This window comes from Cellulosimicrobium sp. EB106-03-01-XG111 (assembly GCF_058792115.1).
In genome coordinates this window covers 1-18,818 of the sequence record NZ_JBYTEQ010000007.1, presented here as the reverse complement: position 1 = coordinate 18,818, position 18,818 = coordinate 1, and the positions used below count along the sequence as shown (strand labels likewise).

Annotated in this window: 18 protein-coding genes; 5 read left to right on the top strand and 13 right to left on the bottom strand. The window is 74.7% G+C overall.

Features of this window, described 5'->3' with window-relative positions; all coding sequences use genetic code 11:
- Positions 1-98: 98 nt before the first annotated feature.
- From ccsB to AC3WT4_RS08255, 6 genes are all read right to left on the bottom strand, one after another.
- On the bottom strand, positions 99-1,121 hold the full coding sequence (ccsB, locus tag AC3WT4_RS08280) for a c-type cytochrome biogenesis protein CcsB (protein ID WP_074808787.1): 1,023 nt from the start codon (positions 1,119-1,121) through the stop codon (positions 99-101).
- Between the two features lie 3 nt (positions 1,122-1,124).
- Positions 1,125-3,035 (bottom strand): cytochrome c biogenesis ResB family protein, encoded by a 1,911-nt coding sequence (gene resB / locus AC3WT4_RS08275; protein WP_175007739.1) that lies wholly within the window; start codon positions 3,033-3,035, stop codon positions 1,125-1,127.
- A gap of 1 nt (position 3,036) precedes the next feature.
- Complete coding sequence (locus AC3WT4_RS08270; protein WP_108051276.1) at positions 3,037-3,828, bottom strand: cytochrome c biogenesis CcdA family protein; 792 nt, start codon at positions 3,826-3,828, stop codon at positions 3,037-3,039.
- 56 nt (positions 3,829-3,884) lie between these two features.
- A complete protein-coding gene (locus AC3WT4_RS08265; protein ID WP_108051274.1) occupies positions 3,885-4,463 on the bottom strand; it encodes a TlpA family protein disulfide reductase in 579 nt (192 codons plus the stop codon).
- A 211-nt stretch (positions 4,464-4,674) separates the two neighbouring features.
- Complete coding sequence (locus AC3WT4_RS08260; protein ID WP_043655743.1) at positions 4,675-5,346, bottom strand: histidine phosphatase family protein; 672 nt, start codon at positions 5,344-5,346, stop codon at positions 4,675-4,677.
- A 92-nt stretch (positions 5,347-5,438) separates the two neighbouring features.
- Positions 5,439-5,969, bottom strand: coding sequence for a MarR family winged helix-turn-helix transcriptional regulator (locus AC3WT4_RS08255; RefSeq protein ID WP_074808781.1), 531 nt, complete (start codon positions 5,967-5,969; stop codon positions 5,439-5,441).
- A gap of 168 nt (positions 5,970-6,137) precedes the next feature.
- On the opposite strand from AC3WT4_RS08255, the gene AC3WT4_RS08250 reads away from it, so the two are divergent.
- Entirely contained in the window at positions 6,138-6,689 is a 552-nt protein-coding gene (locus AC3WT4_RS08250; RefSeq protein ID WP_043655749.1) for a YceI family protein, read from the top strand.
- Positions 6,690-6,808: 119 nt separating this feature from the next.
- Here AC3WT4_RS08250 and AC3WT4_RS08245 read toward each other — a convergent pair whose 3' ends face one another.
- Positions 6,809-7,501 carry a redox-sensing transcriptional repressor Rex gene (locus AC3WT4_RS08245; RefSeq protein ID WP_074808780.1) on the bottom strand — a complete coding sequence of 231 codons (693 nt, stop codon included), beginning with the start codon at positions 7,499-7,501 and terminating at the stop codon, positions 6,809-6,811.
- A 40-nt stretch (positions 7,502-7,541) separates the two neighbouring features.
- Positions 7,542-7,832 (bottom strand): glutaredoxin family protein, encoded by a 291-nt coding sequence (locus tag AC3WT4_RS08240; protein ID WP_286186289.1) that lies wholly within the window; start codon positions 7,830-7,832, stop codon positions 7,542-7,544.
- A gap of 49 nt (positions 7,833-7,881) precedes the next feature.
- On the opposite strand from AC3WT4_RS08240, the gene AC3WT4_RS08235 reads away from it, so the two are divergent.
- The gene (locus AC3WT4_RS08235) at positions 7,882-8,754 is read left to right on the top strand and encodes an HAD family hydrolase (protein ID WP_074808776.1); all 873 of its coding nucleotides are present in this window, start codon (positions 7,882-7,884) and stop codon (positions 8,752-8,754) included.
- 101 nt (positions 8,755-8,855) lie between these two features.
- On the opposite strand, the gene AC3WT4_RS08230 is transcribed toward AC3WT4_RS08235, so the two are convergent.
- Entirely contained in the window at positions 8,856-8,954 is a 99-nt protein-coding gene (locus AC3WT4_RS08230) for a 30S ribosomal protein bS22 (protein ID WP_003792170.1), read from the bottom strand.
- Positions 8,955-9,139: 185 nt separating this feature from the next.
- Positions 9,140-10,366, bottom strand: coding sequence for an acetoin utilization protein AcuC (locus AC3WT4_RS08225; protein ID WP_492315219.1), 1,227 nt, complete (start codon positions 10,364-10,366; stop codon positions 9,140-9,142).
- A 199-nt stretch (positions 10,367-10,565) separates the two neighbouring features.
- Here AC3WT4_RS08225 and AC3WT4_RS08220 point away from each other — a divergent pair, with 199 nt between their 5' ends.
- On the top strand, positions 10,566-11,942 hold the full coding sequence (locus AC3WT4_RS08220; protein WP_074808772.1) for a TrkH family potassium uptake protein: 1,377 nt from the start codon (positions 10,566-10,568) through the stop codon (positions 11,940-11,942).
- Positions 11,943-12,117: 175 nt separating this feature from the next.
- Entirely contained in the window at positions 12,118-12,822 is a 705-nt protein-coding gene (locus AC3WT4_RS08215; RefSeq protein WP_074809337.1) for a potassium channel family protein, read from the top strand.
- A gap of 177 nt (positions 12,823-12,999) precedes the next feature.
- Here AC3WT4_RS08215 and AC3WT4_RS08210 read toward each other — a convergent pair whose 3' ends face one another.
- Positions 13,000-13,626, bottom strand: coding sequence for an ArsR/SmtB family transcription factor (locus tag AC3WT4_RS08210; RefSeq protein ID WP_257418361.1), 627 nt, complete (start codon positions 13,624-13,626; stop codon positions 13,000-13,002).
- Positions 13,627-13,703: 77 nt separating this feature from the next.
- On the opposite strand from AC3WT4_RS08210, the gene AC3WT4_RS08205 reads away from it, so the two are divergent.
- Positions 13,704-15,029 (top strand): MFS transporter, encoded by a 1,326-nt coding sequence (locus tag AC3WT4_RS08205; protein ID WP_492315218.1) that lies wholly within the window; start codon positions 13,704-13,706, stop codon positions 15,027-15,029.
- Between the two features lie 109 nt (positions 15,030-15,138).
- Here the strand turns inward: AC3WT4_RS08205 and AC3WT4_RS08200 are convergent, their stop codons facing one another.
- Complete coding sequence (locus tag AC3WT4_RS08200; RefSeq protein ID WP_492315217.1) at positions 15,139-15,834, bottom strand: hypothetical protein; 696 nt, start codon at positions 15,832-15,834, stop codon at positions 15,139-15,141.
- A 283-nt stretch (positions 15,835-16,117) separates the two neighbouring features.
- Positions 16,118-18,694, bottom strand: coding sequence for an immunoglobulin-like domain-containing protein (locus AC3WT4_RS08195; RefSeq protein WP_492315216.1), 2,577 nt, complete (start codon positions 18,692-18,694; stop codon positions 16,118-16,120).
- Positions 18,695-18,818 lie beyond the last annotated feature (124 nt).

Here is an 18,818-nt window from a genome sequence, read left to right as displayed (position 1 = left end):
CCACGACGCGGCTCGCACCACCCGGCCCGCGGCACCACGAAGCCCGCACCACCCGGCCCCCTTCGTCGTGCTGCGACGCGGTGGCGGGAGCCGGTCGGTCAGTCGCCCGGGTTGAGGCCCGAGTACGAGTGCTTGCCGTTGAACAGCAGGTTCACGCCGGTGAAGTTGAAGAGCACGCACGCGTAGCCGACGATCACGAAGTACGCCGCGCGGCGGCCGGACCACCCGCGGGTCGTGCGCGCGTGCAGGTACGCCGCGTAGACGATCCAGACGACGAAGCTCCAGACCTCCTTGGGGTCCCAGCCCCAGTAGCGGCCCCACGCGTGCTCGGCCCAGATCGCGCCGCCGATGAGCGTGAAGGTCCACAGCACGAACGCCACGGCGTTGAGGCGGAAGCTCAGCGCCTCGAGCTGCAGCGGGCCGGGCGTCGAGTCGAGCCAGCGCCACCCGCGCGCTCCGAGGAACGCGTTGCCCGAGTCGCGCGAGTCGCGGAGCAGCTGGAGCACCGAGGTCACGAACGCGACGGTGAAGATGCCCGTCGCGACGATCGCGACGCCGACGTGGATGACGAGCCAGTAGGACTGGAGCGCGGGCTGCACGCCCGTCGCGACGACGAAGAAGGCGTTCTGGGCGAGCACGAGGAACAGGACCGAGAGCCCCGTGACGAACGAGCCGAGGAACCGGACGTCGCGCTTGAGGGAGACGACGAGGAACGCCGCGAGGGCGACGAACGTGCCGACGAGCGTGAACTCGTACATGTTGGCCCAGGGCGTGCGGCCGGCCGCGACGCCGCGCGTGACGATCGCGACGAGCAGCAGCGCGGTGCCGAGCCAGGTCAGCGAGATGCCGATGTTGCCCGCCTTGCGCGACGGCTCCGGCGCGTCGGCGGCGGGCGCGCCCGCGGCGGTGCCCGTGGCGTCCGGTCCGTAGGGGGACGCCGACGGGGCACCGGCGGAGGCGAGCACCTCGGCGCGGTCCGTGGTGCGCTCGCGCGCGTCGGCCTGCTCGACGTCCACGCGGCCCGCGAGCCGCGTGAGGTCGATCGCGAACGCGACGAGCGCGAGGGTCAGCGCGGTGGCTGCGGCCCAGACGAGGTCCTGGCTCAGCTCGGCGAGGGTCATCGGTCAGCCTTTCGTGCGCGGTCGCGCTGTCGGGTCCTGTGCGGGACGCCCGGTCGGGCGGGTGCCGTCCGCCGGGGCGCGCCCCGACGACGAGGTGAGGTCGCCCTCACCCGATGGTGCCACGCCGGGGAGCGCGGCGAGAAGCGAGTCGACCTCGCCCTGGAGCCCGGCGTCGTCGCCCCGGGCGAGGCCCGCGACGGCGACGACCGTCCGCTCGCGCGGCGCGTCGTCGTCGGCCGTGCCGGGCACCTCCTCGCGCCACGCCCGCACCCAGACGCGGCGGCGGGGCGTGAAGAGGGAGACGGCGAGGCCCAGCAGGGCGCCGAGCGAGAAGACGAGCACCCAGGTCAGCGACGGGTCGTGCCGCAGGTCGAGGGCCACGTAGCGCGGCAGGGAGTCGAACGTGATGGTGCCGAGACCGTCCGGGAGGTCGACGGTCTCGCCGGGCGCGACGAGGATCTTCACGCGCTCGCCGTCCTCGTCGACCGACGGCGTGAGGTCGTCGGTGTCGAGGCGGTAGACGTTCTGCGGCAGGCCCTCGTCGAGACCCAGGTCGCCCCGGTACACCTCGAGCACGAGGAGCGGGTTGATGGGCTGCGGGTACACCGACGCCGCGGACTCGCCGTCGGCGCTGAGCTCGGCCGTCGGCAGGAAGTACCCGACGAGACCGACCTGGTCAAGGCCGTCCGACACGTCGGGCACCTTGATGACGCCGCGCGACGTGTACATCGTGTCCTCCGGGAGGAACGGCACGCGGCCCGAGAACGCGACCTCGCCGTCGGCGTCGTGCACCGTGACCTCGGGCGCGAACCCGTTGCCCTGGAGGTAGATCTTCGCGCCCCCGGCGGTGAGCGGGTGGTTGACCTTGATGGTCTCCTCGTGGGTCCCGCCGTCGGGGTCGCGCACCGTGACGAACGCCGTGAAGTCGCGCGACTGGGCGAACGCCGCGGCGTCCGCGGCGAACTCCGACTCGAACGCGTCGAGCGTCATGGAGAACGGGACGAGCGACGACGGGCGGAACCAGGCGCCGTTCTCGAACGTGTCGTAGTCGACGACGGCGTTCGCGAACCCGCGGCCCTCGGTGACGATCGCCTGGCCGCGGTAGTGCAGGAGCTGGCCGGTCGCGACCGCGACGAGCAGCCCGACGAGGGACAGGTGGAACAGCAGGTTCCCGGTCTCGCGCAGGTAGCCGCGCTCCGCGGAGACCGTCCGGGCGGCGGGCCGGGCGGCGGCGCGCCCGCGCGCGGGCGCCGCGTCCTCGGCGCCGGTGTCGACGCGGAAGGTCGGGAGCCAGGACAGGCGCCCCCGCAGGTGCGAGCTCGCCGCCTCGACGACCTCGTCGGGCGTCGCGTCCGTGACGGCGCGGCCCTGCGCGGGGAACCGGTCGAAGCGGCGGGGCGTGCGCGGCGGCCGGGACCGCAGCGCCTGCCAGTGCGCCTTCGTCCGCGGCAGGATGCACCCCACGAGCGAGACGAACAGCAGGATGTAGATCGCCGAGAACCACACCGAGGAGAAGACGTCGAAGAAGCCGAGGCGGTCGAGCCACTCCCCCGTCGTGGGGTTCTCCTGGAGGTAGCGGAGCACCGCCGCCGGGTCCTGCGGGCGCTGCGGCAGGACGGACCCGGGCACCGCGGCGACCGCGAGCAGCATGAGGAGCATGAGCGCGACGCGCATGCTCGTCAGCTGTCGCCACGTCCAGCGCAGCGCGCCGCGCCACCCGAGCGTCGGGAGCGCCGGCCCGTCGCCGCGCGCGCCACCCTTCCCGCCCGACGGCGTCCGGTCCCCCGGGCCGTCGCCCGCGGAGAACGCGTCGTCGATGCCCTCGGGGCGGTAGCCCGTCCGCACGGTCTTCTCCGCCTCGTCCGCCTGCTGGGTCTGCTCGGTCTCGCCCGGCTCGCCGGTCCGCTGGCTCATCTCACACCACCGTCACGTATCCGCCGATCCAGCCCTGCAGCGACGTCGTCCACGTCGTCCACAGGCCCGTGACCAGCGCCAGACCGATGAGCACCAGCAGCCCGCCGCCGATCCGCATGATCGCGAGGCGGTGCCGGCGCAGGAACCCCAGCATGCGCTGCGAGCTCTGCAGCCCGAGCGCGATGAGGAGGAAGGGCACGCCCAGCCCGAGGCAGTACGCGACGCCGAGGATCGCGCCGCGCCCTGCCGACGCCTCGCTGAGCGACAGGGCCTGGACGGCGACGAGCGTCGGGCCCAGGCACGGGGTCCAGCCGAGCCCGAACGCGATGCCGAGCAGCGGCGCCCCCCACAGCCCGGCCTGCGGGCTCACGTGCAGGCGCCGCTCGCGCTGGAGGAAGGGCAGCGCACCGAGGAACGCGAAGCCCATGAGGATCACGACCACGCCGAGCACGCGCGTGATGACGTCCTCCCAGCGGACCAGGTGCACGCCGATCGCGCCCGCCGCGAACATGAGCGCCACGAACACGAGCGTGAACCCGGCGACGAACAGCCCGACCCCCGCGAGCACGCGACCGCGGCTCGGCGCGGCGACGCGGGTGGCCGTCGTCGTGCCCCCGGACGCGCCGCCGCCGCCGGTGGTGGCGGCGGCCATGCCCGAGACGTAGCCGACGTACCCCGGCACGAGCGGCAGCACGCACGGGGACGCGAACGAGACGAGACCGGCGATGAGCGCGACGGGCACCGCGAGCAGCATCGAGCCGCTCCACACGGTCGTCGCGAAGGTGTCGCCGATGCTCGACGCGGCGGCCGCGGGGACGGCGGCGGCGAGGGGCGCGAGGACGGGCACGGTCAGCTCTCGGCGAGGACGTCGTCGACCAGGGCGGTGAGCGTCGAGCCCTCGACGAGCCCGATGACGCGCGCCGCGACACGGCCCTCGCGGTCGAGCACGACGGTCGACGGCACGGCCTGGAGCGGGACGGTGCCCGAGAGCGCCGCGACGACCTCGCCGGAGCGGTCGTCGATCGACGGGTAGGGGACGTCGAACCGACGCTGGAACGCCTGGGCGGCACCCGCCTCGTCGGTGGTGTTGATCCCGAGCACCTGCACGCCGTCGTCGGCGCGGTCGTTGGCGAGCGCCACGAGGTCGGGCGCCTCGGCCCGGCACGGTGCGCACGCCGCGTACCAGGTGTTGAGCACGACGACGTCGCCGAGCCACGCGCTCGTGTCGACCTGCTCGCCCTCGTAGTCCGTGCCCGTGAGCGCGACGACGTCGCCGCGCTCGTCGGCGTCCCACGTGCGGACCGACCCGTCGCCCGAGACGAAGCCCTGGCCCACGACGTCGGTCGTCGCGCCGGAGTCCTGGGCGGCGCACGCCGCGAGGCCGAGGGTCGCGGCGAGCACGACGGCGCCCGTCAGCGCCCGGCGCACGGGTCGTCGGCGCGGCGGCACGGCAGCGGCCCGCGCCTCGACGGAGAGTTGGCGCGCGGCGCGCGCGCGCGAGTCGGCGGTCACGACGGCATCACGGGACGCACCCTGCCCGCGCTTCCTGAACGGGACCTGAGAGACGTGACCTCCGCCACGCCCGAACCGTGCAGATCGGGCGTGGCGACCATGGCGACAGCGCTGGACATGACCGACGTCACGCCCCCGAGACGGTCGCCGCGCCCGGGAGGAGGTCCGCGACCGGCTCGGTGTAGTGCAGGCCGACCAGGCGGTCGTCCTCGAAGTGCAGGGACGTGAGCGACGCGAGCGAGCACTCGCGCTTGCGCGGGTCGTGCCAGAGCCGGCGGTTCTCGAAGCTCAGGCGCGTGAGCCACACCGGGAGCTGGTGGCTGACGAGCAGCGCCTCGTGCCCGGCCGCCTTGTCCCGCGCGTCGGCGACGGCGGCCCGCATGCGCGCGACCTGCTCCACGTACGGCTCGCCCCACGACGGGCGGAACGGGTTCCACAGGTAGGGCCAGTGCTGCGGGTGCCGCAGCGAGCCGTCGCCGACGCCGAAGGTCTTGCCCTCGAAGTGGTTCGCGGCCTCGATGAGCCGCTCGTCCGTGCCGAGCTCGAGCCCGAACGCCTCGGCGGCGGGCGTCGCGGTCTCCTGCGCGCGCTGCAGCGGCGAGGCCACGACGACCGTGAGGTCGGCGCGCGGGCGCGACGTGCCGTCGGGCCCGGGCTCGCCCGCGAGGTGCGCGGCGACGCGGCGAGCCATCTCGTGCCCGCGCTCGGAGAGGTGGTAGCCGGGGATCCGGCCGTAGAGGACGCCGTCGGGGTTGTGGACCTCGCCGTGGCGCAGGAGGTGGACGATGGTGGAGACCATGCCCACCAGTGTCCCGCACTCGGGGCGAGCGCACGCCATCGCGGGCCGACGTCGCGGGACGGGACGGGCGGGGACGCGCCGGGACGGGCCGGTCAGGTGTCGCGGTCGGCCTTGCACGCCTCGGCGACGGCCGCCATCGCCTCGCCCAGCGCGCGGAACTGCTCCGGCGTGAGCACGTCGACCAGGTAGCGCCGCACGGCCGCGACGTGCGCGGGCGCCGACGCGACGAGCACGCGGTAGCCCTCGCTCGTCATCACGCAGTTCACGCCGCGGCGGTCGCCCGAGCTCGCGGAGCGCCGGACCAGGCCGCGCGCCTCCATGCGCGCGACGGTGTGCGTCACGCGGCTGCGCGAGCGGGCGAGACCGTCCGCGAGCGCCGACATGCGCAGCGTGTGGTCGGGGCTCTCCGAGAGGCGCACGAGCAGCTCGTACTCGTTGAGGGACACGTCGGACCGCTCCTCGTGGTCACGACCCAGTGCCTCGATGAAGCGCACGGTCCCGTCGAGGTAGGCGCGCCACAGGCGCTGCTGCTCGGTGTCGAGCCAGCGCGGCTCACCGGTCGGGGCGGCTGCCGCGGTGCGGACGGTCGTCGCCGTCGGGGTGTCGACGTCGTTGCTGGTCATGGGTCCTCGGCGGTGCGGGAGGGGGCTGGGGGCGGTGCGGGGCGACGCGGAACATTGTTCCACCCCACCGGGAATAGACGGATCGAGGGGTGCTGTTGATACGCTCGTCCGAAGTTGAACCTTCAACCACTTGGGTCCGCCAGGACCCCGACCACCACAGGAGCACCCATGGCCTCGTCGCTGCCCGCCGGCCTCACCACCGGTACCTACGCCCTCGACGCGTCGCACTCGCAGGCGTCGTTCACCGTCCGCCACGCCGGGATCTCCAAGGTCCGCGGCACCCTCGCGATCACCGACGGCACGATCACCGTGGGCGACGACCTCGAGTCGACGTCCGTGACCGCCCAGCTCGACGCCGCGTCCGTGAGCACGGGCGACGAGAACCGCGACAACCACCTGCGCAGCGCCGACTTCTGGGACGCGGAGAACAAGCCGACGTGGACGTTCACGTCGACGCGCATCACGGGCGACGGCGACGACTACGTCGTGGCGGGCGACCTGACCATCAACGGCGTCACCAAGCCGGTCGAGCTCGAGACCGAGTTCGCGGGCACCGCGACCGACCCGTTCGGCAACCCGCGCGCCGGGTTCGAGGCGACCACCGAGATCTCGCGCAAGGAGTTCGGCCTCACCTGGAACGCCGCGCTCGAGACCGGCGGCGTGCTCGTCGGCGACAAGATCAAGATCGCGCTCGACGTCTCGGCCATCAAGCAGGCCTGACCGTCCTCCCGGGCACGTCCCGGGCGAGACCGGCGCCCACCGGCAGGGGTGCCGCCCCGAGGGGCCGCGTGCAGAGCACGCGGCCCTTCGTCGTCCCCGGGTCCGGGCGCCGGGCCCGCTCAGCGCTCCTGCGACGCCGCGAGCGCGCGGGCCTGCGAGTGGAACGCGAGGATCTGCAGCTCGCTGCCGACGTCCACGCCGCGCACGTCGACGTCCGCCGGGACCTGGAGCGCGCGCGGCGCGAAGTTGAGGATCTCGCGCACCCCGGCCGCGACCACGCGGTCCGCGACCGCCTGGGCGTGCGCCGCAGGCGTCGCGAGGACGACGATCGACACCTTCTCGCGCTCCACGACCTCCTCGAGCGCGTCGACGTGCTCGACGACGAGGCCCGCGGCCCGCGTCCCGACGACGTCCGGCGACGCGTCGAGCAGCGCCGCGACGTGGAAGCCGCGCTGCTCGTAGCCCGAGTAGTTCGCGAGGGCGTGCCCCAGGTTGCCGATCCCGACGATCGCGATCCGGTGCTCGTCGACCAGGCCCAGCGCCTCGGTGATGTACTGCGCCAGCGAGTCGACGTCGTAGCCCACGCCGCGCGTGCCGAACGAGCCGAGGAACGACAGGTCCTTGCGCAGCTGCGCCGGGCCCACGCCGGACAGCTCCGCCAGCTCGACCGACGACGTCGTCCCGACGCCCCGCGCCACGAGGTCGCGCAGCGCGCGCAGGTAGGACGGGAGCCGCGCCACCGTCGCGCTCGGGATCCCCGGCGCCGTCACCTCACCGACTACCTGCTCAGCCACCGTCACTCCGTCGTCCATGGGACCGTCCTCGTCGACGGTCACGCTCCACCGGGAGGAATCATCCCAGGTCCGTGCGCGGCACCGAAATCCGGGCCACCGCGCGCGCCAGCCGACGCGCGTCCACGCGCCAGAAGCCCTGCTGCACGCCGCCGACCGTGACGACCGGCACGTACTCCCCGTACTGCTCGCGCAGCGCCGGGTCCGCGCCCGGCGCGTCGACGTCGACCTCCGCCCACGCGACGCCGGCCTCGCGGCACACCGCCTCGACGACCGTCCGTGCGTCGTCGCACAGGTGGCAGCCCGCGCGACCGAACAGCAGGACCGGGGCGGGGGCGTCGGGGGTGCTCACGCCTCCCAGGGTACGAGGCCCCGGCAGCCCGACCGCCTAGAGTGGAGGCATGGCGACGTCTCCCGGCCCGGGCCCCGACCCGACCTCCCGGCCGACGCTCCCCGAGGAGGCCCCCGCGCGCGCACCCGGGCCGCCGCACCGGACCGCCGCGTTCTTCGACGTCGACAACACGATCATCCGCGGCGCGTCGTCGTTCCACCTGGCGCGCGCCCTGTACCAGCGCGAGTTCTTCTCGACGCTCGACATCGTGCGGTTCGCGGCGCACCAGGCCCGGTACCTCGTGTTCGGCGAGAACAAGCGGCAGATCGACCGCATCCGCTCGCGCGCCCTGGACCTCATCGCCGGGCGCTCCGTCGCGGAGGTCACCGCGATCGGCGAGGAGGTCTACGACACCGTCCTGTCGCTGCGCATCTACCCCGGCACGCGCCGCCTGCTCGACGAGCACCTCGCCGCCGGGCACCAGGTGTGGCTCGTCTCCGCGACCCCCGTCGAGATCGGCGAGCTCATCGCGCGCCGGCTCGGCACGACGGGCGCGCTCGGCACCGTCGCGGAGCACGAGGACGGCTTCTACACGGGACGGCTCGTCGGCGACATGATGCACGGCCGCGCCAAGGCCGCCGGGGTACGGGCGCTCGCCGAGCGCGAGGACATCGACCTCGAGGCGTCGTACGCGTACGGCGACTCGCTCAACGACGTGACGATGATGGAGGCCGTGGGGCACCCGTGCCCCATCAACCCCGACGCGCGCCTGCGCCGCCACGCGCAGGACGTCGGCTGGCCCATCCGCGAGTTCCGCGGGCGCCGCCGCCGCGTCGCGCGCAGCAGCGTCCGCACCGCGAGCTGGGCCGGCGCCGCCTGGGCCGCCGCGCTCGTCCTGCGCTCCGTGCGCCGCGCCGTCGACCGGCGCATCGCCCGCCTCTGACCCGGCCGGCGCGGACGGCGACCGCCGGAGACGCGTCGAGCCCGGTCCCTCGGGAGGGGCCGGGCTCGACGACGGGTCGGCGCGTCAGGACGCGCGCGACGTCACTTCTTGTTGCGACGCTGGTGACGCGTCTTGCGAAGCAGCTTGCGGTGCTTCTTCTTGGCCATGCGCTTGCGGCGCTTCTTGATGACGGAGCCCATACGGTCCTCGCAATGCTCGAGCGGCGTGTCGGTCGGCGACCGGTCGACCGGCCGCGGGTGGTCCACGGTTGATCGGGGCCCCGGCGACCACGAGGGCGCCGCAAGCCGACCAACACGAGAGAAATCCGCCCCCTAGCCTACCCGCTCGCGCCCGTGCCCCGGTACGCGACCGGTCGCGGGGCGTCTCAGTCGAAGTGCGCGTCGAGGCCGAGCAGCGGGAAGACGGCCCGGCGCGTGGCCGCGACGGCGCGGTCGACGTCGTCGTCCGGGTCGTACCCGCTGCTCCACCGCCGCACCTCGACCTCGGGCCCGAACGCGAGCGGCGCGTCGAACCCGGCGACCTCGGCGACACGCTCGCGCCACGCCGCGGGCAGGGGCGCGCCCGCGGTGACGGGCCGGTGCACGACCTCCCCCACGACGGCCGACCACACGAGCGGCACGACGCGCGCGATCGCGTACCCGCCCCCGCCCAGCGCGAGCCACCGCCCGTCGGTCAGCTCGTGCGCGAGCCCGTGCATCCACGTCGTGGCCGTGCGCTGCGCGTCGACGGACACGTCGAGGTCGGACAACGGGTCCTCGCCGTGCGCGTCGCACCCGTGCTGGGTGACGAGCACCTCGGGGCGGAACGCGCGCAGCACGGGCGGCACGACGGCGTCGACCGCGCGCAGCCAGCGCGCGCCGTCGGTGCGGCGCGGGAGCGCGACGTTGACCGCCGACCCCTCGGCGCCGGGCCCCCCGAGGTCGGTCGGGTGACCCGTCCCGGGGAAGAGCGTCGCTCCGCTCTGGTGGACGGAGACGGTGAGGACGCGCGGGTCGTCCCAGAACGCGTCCTCCACGCCGTCGCCGTGGTGGGCGTCGAGGTCGACGTACGCGACGCGCTCGACGCCGTCGTCGAGCAGACGGCGGATCGCGACGGCCGCGTCGTTGTAGACGCAGAAGCCCGACGCCGCACCCGCCTTCGCGTGGTGCATGCCGCCCGCGACGTTCACGGCGTGCCGGGTGCGGCCCGCGGCGATCTCGCCCGCCGCCTCGTACGAGCCCGCGACGATCCGCGCGGCCGCCTCGTGCATCCCGGGGAAGACGGGGTCGTCCTCGGTGCCGAGGCCGCGGGCCGGGTCGGGCGTGCCGTGCTCGGACGCCGCGCGCACGGCCGCGACGTAGGCGGGCTCGTGCACGAGCTCGAGCACGTCGTCGGGCGCGGGCTCGGGCCGCACGACGCGCAGGTCCGCGTCGCCGTCGAGCAGGCCGAGGGCGCGCACGAGCCCCATCGTCAGGTCGAGCCGGGCCGGCGCCATGGGGTGGCCCGGGCCGAAGTCGTAGCCGAGGAGCTCGGGGCTCCACACGACGCAGGCTCCGGGCGCCGCAGCCGCCCCGGTCGGGGCGGGCGACGACGTCGGGTCGGTCGTGGGCATGGCTCACGGTAACGCCCGACGGCGCGCCCCCGCCCCACCGACCGCGCGCCGGACCGCGCGGGACCGCCGGTCCGGGCCTCCCCGGGTCCCCGGTGCGGCGTCCGGGCCCGCGAGCGGGCATGATGTCCCGGCGCCGGAGCGGCGACATGACGGGCCACCGGGCCCGTGGCAGAGTGGCGCGAGTGGTGAGGGAGGCTCCATGCCGACGAGCATGACCGGGCGCCTGTTCAGGGGGCGGGAGATCGTCGACCGCCTCGCCCGGCAGTCGCCCGCCCGGCTCGCCGTCACCGTGTTCGCCGCCGTCATCGCCGTCTTCACCGCCCTGCTCATGGCGCCCTGGGCGACGGCGAGCGGCCGGTCCGCGCCGTTCGTCGACGCGTTTTTCACGGCCACGTCGGCCGTGTGCGTCACCGGTCTCGTCGTGGTCCCCACGGGGACGTACTGGTCGGGGTACGGGCAGGTCGTCATCCTGCTCGGCATCAAGATCGGCGGCCTCGGCGTCATGACGCTCGCGTCGATCCTCGGCATGGCCGTGTCCCGGCGCATCGGCCTCACGCAGAAGCTCCTCACGGCGTCGGAGACGAAGACGACGCGGCTCGGCGAGGTCGGCTCGCTCGTGCGGGTCGTCATCATCACGTCGACCTCGCTCGAGCTCCTCATCGCGCTGCTCCTGCTGCCGCGGTTCGTCGTGCTGGAGGAGACGTTCGGCGAGGCCGCGTGGCACGGCATCTTCTACGGCATCTCCGCCTTCAACAACGCGGGGTTCATCCCGACGGAGCACGGCCTCGCCCCGTACGTCGGCGACTGGATGCTGTGCCTGCCGATCATCCTCGGCGTGTTCATCGGGTCGCTCGGCTTCCCCGTGATCCTCAACGTCATGCGCAACCGCCGCCGCGCCTCCAAGTGGAGCCTGCACACCAAGCTGACGCTCACGACGAGCGCGGCGCTCGTCGTCGTGGGCACGGTGCTCTTCGCGGCCGTCGAGTGGGGGAACCAGCGGACCCTCGGGCCCCTCGACCTCGGCGAGAAGCTCCTCGCGTCGCTCTTCGCGGGCGTCATGCCGCGCTCCGGCGGCTTCTCGACCGTGGACACCGGCGGCATGCACGAGGCGAGCTGGCTCATCACCGACGCGCTGATGTTCGTCGGCGGCGGCTCCGCGTCGACCGCGGGCGGCATCAAGGTCACGACGCTCGCCGTCATGCTCATCGCCATCGTGTCCGAGGCGCGCGGCGACCGGGACATGGAGGCGTTCGGGCGGCGCATCCCGCGCGACACCCTCCGGCTCGCGGTCGCCGTGTCGTTCGTCGGCGCGACCGCGGTGCTGCTGTCGAGCCTGCTCCTGCTGGAGATCACCGGCGAGACCCTCGACGTCATCCTCTTCGAGACCATCTCGGCGTTCGCGACCGTCGGCCTGTCGACCGGCATCACGCCCGAGCTGCCGGACGCCGGGAAGTACGTCCTCATCGCGCTCATGTTCGTGGGCCGCACGGGCACCATGACGTTCGCCGCCGCGCTCGCGCTCCGCGACCGCCGCCGCATCGTGCGCTACCCCGAGGAGCGCCCCATCATCGGGTGAGCGCCCCCGCCCGGCGGTGCGACCGCCGTCGGGCCGGACGCCCCGCCGCACGAGACCTGACCGACACGACCGACACCGCACCACCGGACCGACGAGAGGCCCCATCGTGACCGACCCGTTCACCCGCGCCGCCGACGGGAAGGAAGGCGTGCCCTCCGACCCCGTCGCACAGCGCATCGTCGAGCGCGGCCGCGCGGAGCGCGCGCGCCGGGACGAGGCGAAGGCCCCGCGCAAGGACGCGGGCGTCCTCGTCATCGGCCTCGGCCGCTTCGGGACGGCGATCGCCGCGACGCTCGACCGGCTCGGCCAGGACGTGCTCGCCGTCGAGCGCGACCCCGACCTCGTCGCCCAGTGGAGCGGGCAGCTCCCGCTCGTCGAGGCGGACGCCTCCAACCCCGTCGCGCTCGAGCAGCTCGGCGCGCGCGACTTCCCCGTCGCGGTCGTGGGCGTCGGCACGTCGCTCGAGGCGAGCGTGCTCATCACCGGCAACCTCGTCGACATGGGCACGCCCCAGATCTGGGCCAAGGCGATCTCCGCGGAGCACGGGCGCATCCTCCAGCGCATCGGCGCGCACCACGTCGTGTTCCCCGAGGCCGACGCGGGGTCGCGCGTCGCGCACCTCGTCTCCGGGAAGCTGCTCGACTACATCGAGGTCGAGGACGGCTTCACGATCGTCAAGATGCGGCCGCCGAAGGAGGTGCAGGGGTTCACGCTCGCGCAGTCGAAGGTGCGCGAGAGGTACGGGGTCACCGTGATCGGGGTGAAGTCGCCCGGCGAGGACTTCCTCTACGCGACGCCGGAGACCCGGATCAGCGCGAACGACCTGCTCATCGTGTCGGGCCACGCCGACCTCCTGGAGCGTTTCGCCGCTCGGCCCTGAGGGTCGGGTCGGGCCGGGTCGGGTTCACCGCCCGCGAGGTCGGGTCCGGGTCCGGCGGTCGCGTTGGTCGGCCTGGCGCCGACGTGCCTCGGGGGATCCGGGGGCTGTCGTGCCGCGTGGAGGCCCGCTGTGCCCGGAACTCTCGCGCGCGGTCGGACCGACGTCGGCCGGCCGGGGTCAGGACGGCTGGCGGTCAGGGCGGCCGGAGGTGCCGACGGCGGGCGGTTCCGGCGGCGGGCGGTGCAGGACGAAGAGGCCTCGGTGGAGGGGGCGGTCCTGGCGGTCCGCGTCGGTCGCGACGTACTCGTCGAGCACCGCGAGGATGCGCCGGTCGAGCTCGGTGACGTCGTCGTCGGAGAGGTGCAGGTAGAACGCGGCGGAGGTCGTGACGGCGTCGGGCCCGGCGGCCAGGGCGTCGTCGAGCGCGGCGGCGACGGGACCGAACTGCACGCCGGGCGCGGCGTCGCGCAGCGGGTCGTCGAGCCACCAGGTGGCGCCCGTGGCGCGGTAGGGGCGCTCGAGCGCGCCGCCCGCACCCGTGCGGACCTCGGCGGGCTCGAGCAGCCCGGCCCGCACGAGCAGCCGGACGTGGTGCAGGGCCGTGCCCGGCGGGACGCCGAGGTGGTCGGCGAGCTCCTTGTTCGTCATCTCGCGCGTGCCGCACTGCCGCACGATGCGCTGGCGCAGCGGGTGCGCGAGCGCCTTGGCCTCGAGCGCGGTGGGCGGGCGACGGCTCGGGACGGCGGCAGCACGCGGACCCGGGGCGCGCCCCGGCCCGGGCTCCGGAGTGGGCTCGGCGGTCATGGAGACATCGTACGGACCTCCGATCGAGAGCGCTCGATCGATTGGGATTTCTCGATCACTGTGCCATGCTGGGCGCCATGGCCTCTCGACCCGGGCGCCGACGCCCCGCCGCCGCACCGCTCGGTGCGCCGTTCCGGCGCCTGTGGGCCGCGTCCGCCGTCTCGAACCTCGCCGACGGGGTGCTCAAGGTCGCGCTCCCGCTCGTCGCGGTCCGGTACACCGAGTCGCCGGCGCTCGTCGCCGGGCTCACGTTCGCCCTCACGCTCCCGTGGCTGCTGTTCGCGCTGCCCGCGGGTGCGCTCGCCGACCGCCTCGACCGGCGGCTCGCGATGGTCGGCTCGAACGTGGCGCGCGCGGTGCTCGTGGCCGCGCTCGCGGCCGTCGCGCTCATGCCCGACGCCGGGAGCATCGCCGTGCTGTACGTCGTCGCCTTCGCCGTCGGCGTCACCGAGACGCTGTACGACACCTCGGCGCAGTCGATCCTCCCGCAGGTCGTGCCGCGCACCGCGCTCCCCCGGGCCAACGGGCGCCTCTACGCGGCGGAGCTCACGACGAACCAGTTCGTGGGGCCGCCCCTGGGCGGGCTGCTCGTGGCGGCGGGCGCCGCCCTCGCGTTCGGCGTCCCCGGTGCGCTGTGGGCGCTCGCCGTCGTGATGCTGCTCGGGCTGCCCGGCACGTACCGGACGGTGCGCACGACCCGGACGACGTTGCGCGCCGACGTCGCCGAGGGCCTGCGCTTCCTGTGGCACGACCGCATCCTGCGCACCCTCGCGATGATGGTCGGCGGCATCAACTTCGCGAGCAACGCCGCGTTCGCGGTGTTCGTGCTCTACGCGGTCGGCCCCGACTCGCCCCTGGGCCTGTCGGAGCCGGCGTACGGCGTGCTCCTCACGGCGACGGCGGTCGGGGCGTTCGCGGGGTCGTTCGTCGCCGAGCGCGTCGTCGGGACGATCGGGCGCGCGCGCTCCCTCGCGCTGACGATCCTCGGGACGGTGGCGTTCGTCGGCGTCCCCGCGGTCACGACGAACGCGTGGGTGATCGGCGCCGTCTCCGCCGTCGGCGGTGCCGGGATCGCCGTGTGGAACGTCGTGACGCTCTCCCTGCGGCAGCGCATCACGCCCGACGCCCTGCTGGGCCGGCTCAACGCGTGCTACCGGCTCCTCGCGTGGGGGACGCTCCCCCTCGGCGCCGCCGTCGGCGGCCTGCTCGGCGAGCTCTTCGGGCTGCGCACGGTGTTCGTGGTCATGGCGGCGGTGTCCGGCGCGACGCTGCTGGGGATGCTCGTCGTCGACGACCGGGCGATGGACGCCGCGGAGGCGGCCGCGGACGCGCGCGACGCCGAGACGCCTCCGGCCGACGCCTCTCGGCCGGAGGCCGAGGCGGAGCCGCGCCCCGAGGGGTGAGCCCGCGGCGTGCCGCGGGTGCGGGTCCGGCCGGCGGGCGAGCCGGGGGCCGGGCCGCCGGGCTGCCGGGCCGCCGAGCCGCCGAGCCGCCGAGCCGCCGAGCGCAGGCTCAGGCCGCGCTGCCCCTGCCCGCCCGACGGCGCAGCGCCGCCCCGGTGAGGACCGCCGCCCCGGCCAGCGCCGCGACCAGGCCCAGGCCCGTGCCCGTCGTCGCCAGGCCCGGCCGCGAGGACCCGGGGCCGCCGCCCGCCGCCGACCCGCCGGAGCCACCCGCTCCCCCGGCCCCGGGCGGCGTCGTCGTCCCGGGCTCGTGCGGCTCGCCCGGTGCGGCGAGCACGAGGAACGGCTCGGACAGCACGTCCGCACCGCCCCCCACCGGGACGAGGCGCACGTGGTGCTCGCCCGGGGTGGTGCCGACGGGGATCGTCACGACGAAGAGGAACGCCCCGTCCGCGTCCGTCGTGACGGTCCCGAGGAGCACCGGATCGCTCTCGAGCCAGACCTCGTAGGTGGTGGACGGCGCGAGGCCGGTCCCGCGGAGCTCGAGCCTCCCGCCGACGACGAACGGCCCGGAGCCGACGACGGCCACGCGCGGCACCGTCGGCACGTCGCGCTCGGTGATCTCGACGCTGACGCGCACACCGTCGGCGGGGTCGGGGACCGAGGTGGCGACCGTCGCGGGCAGGGCGCTCGGGGCCGTGGCGGGAGACACGACGGCCGTCGTCGCCGCGGCCGTGCCGGCGGGCAGGGCCAGCGACCCGGCGAGCACGAGGGCGGCGAGCAGCCTGCGGGTGGTCGTCGTCACGCGGGGAACCTCTTCGTCCGGCCCGGGGCGGGCACCGCTGGGTCGCCCCCGAACCCGACTGGACGGGCGTCCAGTTCACGGACATCCTGCCATCCTGGACGCCTGAACTGAACACCCGTCCAGTTTGTTCACCCGCGGGTCGCGCCGCCGTCGCCGGGCAGGGACGGCTCGGCCCCCGCCGCTCCGGGGAGCGACGGGGGCCGAGCCGGACCCGGGCGGTGCCGGCACACCACCCGGGGGTCCAGCGCCACCGGCCCGGCCGAGGCCGGACCGGGTGCGGCGGTCAGGCGCAGTCGAGCGCGTCGACGGTCGCCTCGCGCGTGGCCGTCACCTCCCGGCCGTCGAGGGTCGCCACGCCGGTCACCGTGACGGTCCCGGCCGGGACCGCCGTCGCGCGGGCGGCGAACGACTGGTAGGCGTTCTTGCCCGGCGCCACGTCGGCGACGGTCTTCTCGCCGTACGGCGTCGTGAGCGTCAGCCTGACGGGGACGTCCTCGCCGTTCGTCGCGCGGACCGCGACGTACGCCTTGCCCGCCAGGCAGCGCGGCGTCACCTCGACCGCGAGGTCGAGCTCGGGCGCCGGCGGCTGCTCGCCGTACGCCGCGAGGAGCGCGGCGTGCTCGGCGGCCGTGATCGGCAGGACCGTGCCGTGTCGCGGGCTGCTCGGCAGGTGGGCGTCGACGGACGTCCACACGCCCGAGTCGAGGTCGGTGGACTCCAGCGGCAGGTAGCCCTGGCCGCCGTGGTAGCTCGGCTGGTCGACGAAGAGGTACCACTTCTCCTCGGTGTTCGACTTGAAGACCGTCGGCCCCTCGCCCGCGGTGAGCGTGCCGCCCCACGGGTTGGGCTGGCCGTAGCCGATCTTCTCGGCGACGAGGTCCCAGTCGGTCGAGCGCAGGTCCGTCGACTTCTCGAGGCGCGGGATCATGTACGCCTCGTCCTTGGTGAACCGGTAGTACGTGCCGTCGTGCTCGACGATCGACGAGTCGATCATCCCGAGCCCGTTGCCGCGCTTCTCGTCGATCCACACCTGCGGCTCGGAGAACGTCACGAAGTCGCGCGTCGTGGCGTACATCATGCGCTGGTAGGAGTCGGCGATGCGGCGGCCGTCGGTCGACGTCGTCGGGTAGAGCGCCGAGGCCCAGTAGACGATGTACTCGCCGCGCTGGGCGTCCCAGAACGCCTCGGGCGCCCACGTGTTGCCCGCGTACGCGCTCGACACGGTCACCATGCGCTGGTCGGACCAGTGCACGAGGTCGGTCGACTCCCAGATCATCAGTGCGCGCGACCCGCGCTCCTGCGCGTTGCCGAAGTTGTTGCCGCCGTAGATGCGCAGGTCGGTCGCGAGGAGGAAGAACCGGTCGCCCTCGGGCGAGCGGATGATGAACGGGTCCCGCAGGCCCTTCTCCCCGAGCGTCGACGTGAGCACGGGCTCGCCGTCGTTGAGCTCGACCCAGTCGAGCGGGTCGTTGCCGTTGCTCGCGCTGAAGTACACGGACTCGCCGTCCGCGGTGCTCTCGCCCTCGAAGTACGGGAAGAAGTAGCCCTCGTAGTCGGCCTCGGCGGGCAGCGGGCGGACCGTGGCGTCGTAGGTGTGCGTCGCGGTCGCGCCGTCCTTCGTCGCGGTCACGGTGAGCCGCACGACGGCGGCCGGCTCGCCGTGCGCGGGCCGCGTCACCTCGCCCGTGGCGGAGACGACCGCGGGGTCGGAGCTCTCCCAGGTCAGGACGGAGCCGTTCGCGCCGTCGGCGGGCAGCGTGAGGTTGCCGCGCACGTCGTCGAGGTGCGGCACGACGACGTGGCTCGCGTCCCACGCGACGGCCTCGGCGGGTGCGAGGTGCGCGAGGACGGTGACCTCGAGCTGCGCGGTGCGCGCGACCGCGCCGCGCGTGACGAGCGCGGTGAGCGTCACCGTCGCGTCGTCCTCGCCCGCGGCGGGCCGGGTGACCTTGCCCGCGGCGCTGACGACGCCCGGGTCCGACGACGTCCAGGTGACGAGCGAGCCCTGCGCGCCCGTGGTGGGCAGCACGAGGTCGGCGGTGACGGCGCTCGTGTCGCCGAGGTCGAGCGCGGCGAGGTCGGCGTCCGCGGCGGCCGTGGAGGTCCGGGCCGCGAGCTCGCCCGCCTCGGCCGCGCTCAGCGCACGGTCGTAGAGGCGGAAGTCGCGCACCTGGCCCTTGAGGTAGCGGTCGCCGGAGTAGAGCGAGCGGCCGACGTAGTTCGCGGTCGTCTGCCCCCCGCCGATCTGGCCGGGGTCCGTCGTGACGTTCGTGGCCTGCTTGACCTGCACGCCGTCCTCGTAGAGCGTCGCCGTCGTGCCGGTGAGCGTGTAGGTGAGCGTCTTCCAGACGCCGCGCTGGAGGTTGGCGCCCTTGGTCACGGTCTGCTCGGTCGACCAGTTCCCCGTCGCGATCGACGTGCGGTACGCGTTGCCGGTCGTGAACAGGTAGCCGTTGCCGTTGGAGCCGCTCGTGTTCCCGAGCCCGTAGACGAAGTACGGCGTGCCCTGGTCCTGGCTCACGAGCACGTCGAGGCTCACGGTGACGTCCGTGAGGCCCGCGAGCAGGTGGTCGGGCAGGTCGACGTAGTCGTCGGTCCCGTCGAGGTTCGTGCCGTCGGCCGTCGCCGTGCCGCCCACCAGGGTGGCCGGGCCGAAGGGCGAGCCCTCGGCGAGGTTCGCCGTCGTGCCGCCGGTCGTGCTCGCGGCGTCGAGCGGGTACCAGGCGACGAGCCCGTCGTCGGTGGGTCCACCGACGTCCGCCGCAGCGGGCGCCGCGACTGCCGCGGCGAGCGTCGAGACGGCGAGCGCCCCGACCAGCCCGGCGGCGAGCGCCGATCGCCCTCGGTGTGTCAGTTCCATGTGTTCCTCTCCTCGTCGAGATGAAGGTCGTGCTCGCGAGATAGAACCCGCGGTCGGGGGGGGGGGGGGGGGGGGGGGGGGGGGGGGGGGGGGGGGGGGGGGGGGGGGGGGGGGGGGGGGGGGG

Excerpts from the sequence above, each read along its gene's own strand:
- AC3WT4_RS08205 (WP_492315218.1), top strand. The coding sequence starts at position 13,704 with ATGGCCTCTCGACCCGGGCGCCGACGCCCCGCCGCCGCACCGCTCGGT.
- AC3WT4_RS08220 (WP_074808772.1), top strand. The coding sequence starts at position 10,566 with ATGCCGACGAGCATGACCGGGCGCCTGTTCAGGGGGCGGGAGATCGTC.
- AC3WT4_RS08260 (WP_043655743.1), bottom strand. The coding sequence starts at position 5,346 with ATGGTCTCCACCATCGTCCACCTCCTGCGCCACGGCGAGGTCCACAAC.
- AC3WT4_RS08230 (WP_003792170.1), bottom strand. The coding sequence starts at position 8,954 with ATGGGCTCCGTCATCAAGAAGCGCCGCAAGCGCATGGCCAAGAAGAAG.
- resB (WP_175007739.1), bottom strand. The coding sequence starts at position 3,035 with ATGAGCCAGCGGACCGGCGAGCCGGGCGAGACCGAGCAGACCCAGCAG.
- AC3WT4_RS08245 (WP_074808780.1), bottom strand. The coding sequence starts at position 7,501 with ATGGACGACGGAGTGACGGTGGCTGAGCAGGTAGTCGGTGAGGTGACG.
- ccsB (WP_074808787.1), bottom strand. The coding sequence starts at position 1,121 with ATGACCCTCGCCGAGCTGAGCCAGGACCTCGTCTGGGCCGCAGCCACC.
- AC3WT4_RS08255 (WP_074808781.1), bottom strand. The coding sequence starts at position 5,969 with ATGACCAGCAACGACGTCGACACCCCGACGGCGACGACCGTCCGCACC.
- AC3WT4_RS08195 (WP_492315216.1), bottom strand. The coding sequence starts at position 18,694 with ATGGAACTGACACACCGAGGGCGATCGGCGCTCGCCGCCGGGCTGGTC.
- AC3WT4_RS08250 (WP_043655749.1), top strand. The coding sequence starts at position 6,138 with ATGGCCTCGTCGCTGCCCGCCGGCCTCACCACCGGTACCTACGCCCTC.
- AC3WT4_RS08235 (WP_074808776.1), top strand. The coding sequence starts at position 7,882 with ATGGCGACGTCTCCCGGCCCGGGCCCCGACCCGACCTCCCGGCCGACG.
- AC3WT4_RS08225 (WP_492315219.1), bottom strand. The coding sequence starts at position 10,366 with ATGCCCACGACCGACCCGACGTCGTCGCCCGCCCCGACCGGGGCGGCT.
- AC3WT4_RS08210 (WP_257418361.1), bottom strand. The coding sequence starts at position 13,626 with ATGACCGCCGAGCCCACTCCGGAGCCCGGGCCGGGGCGCGCCCCGGGT.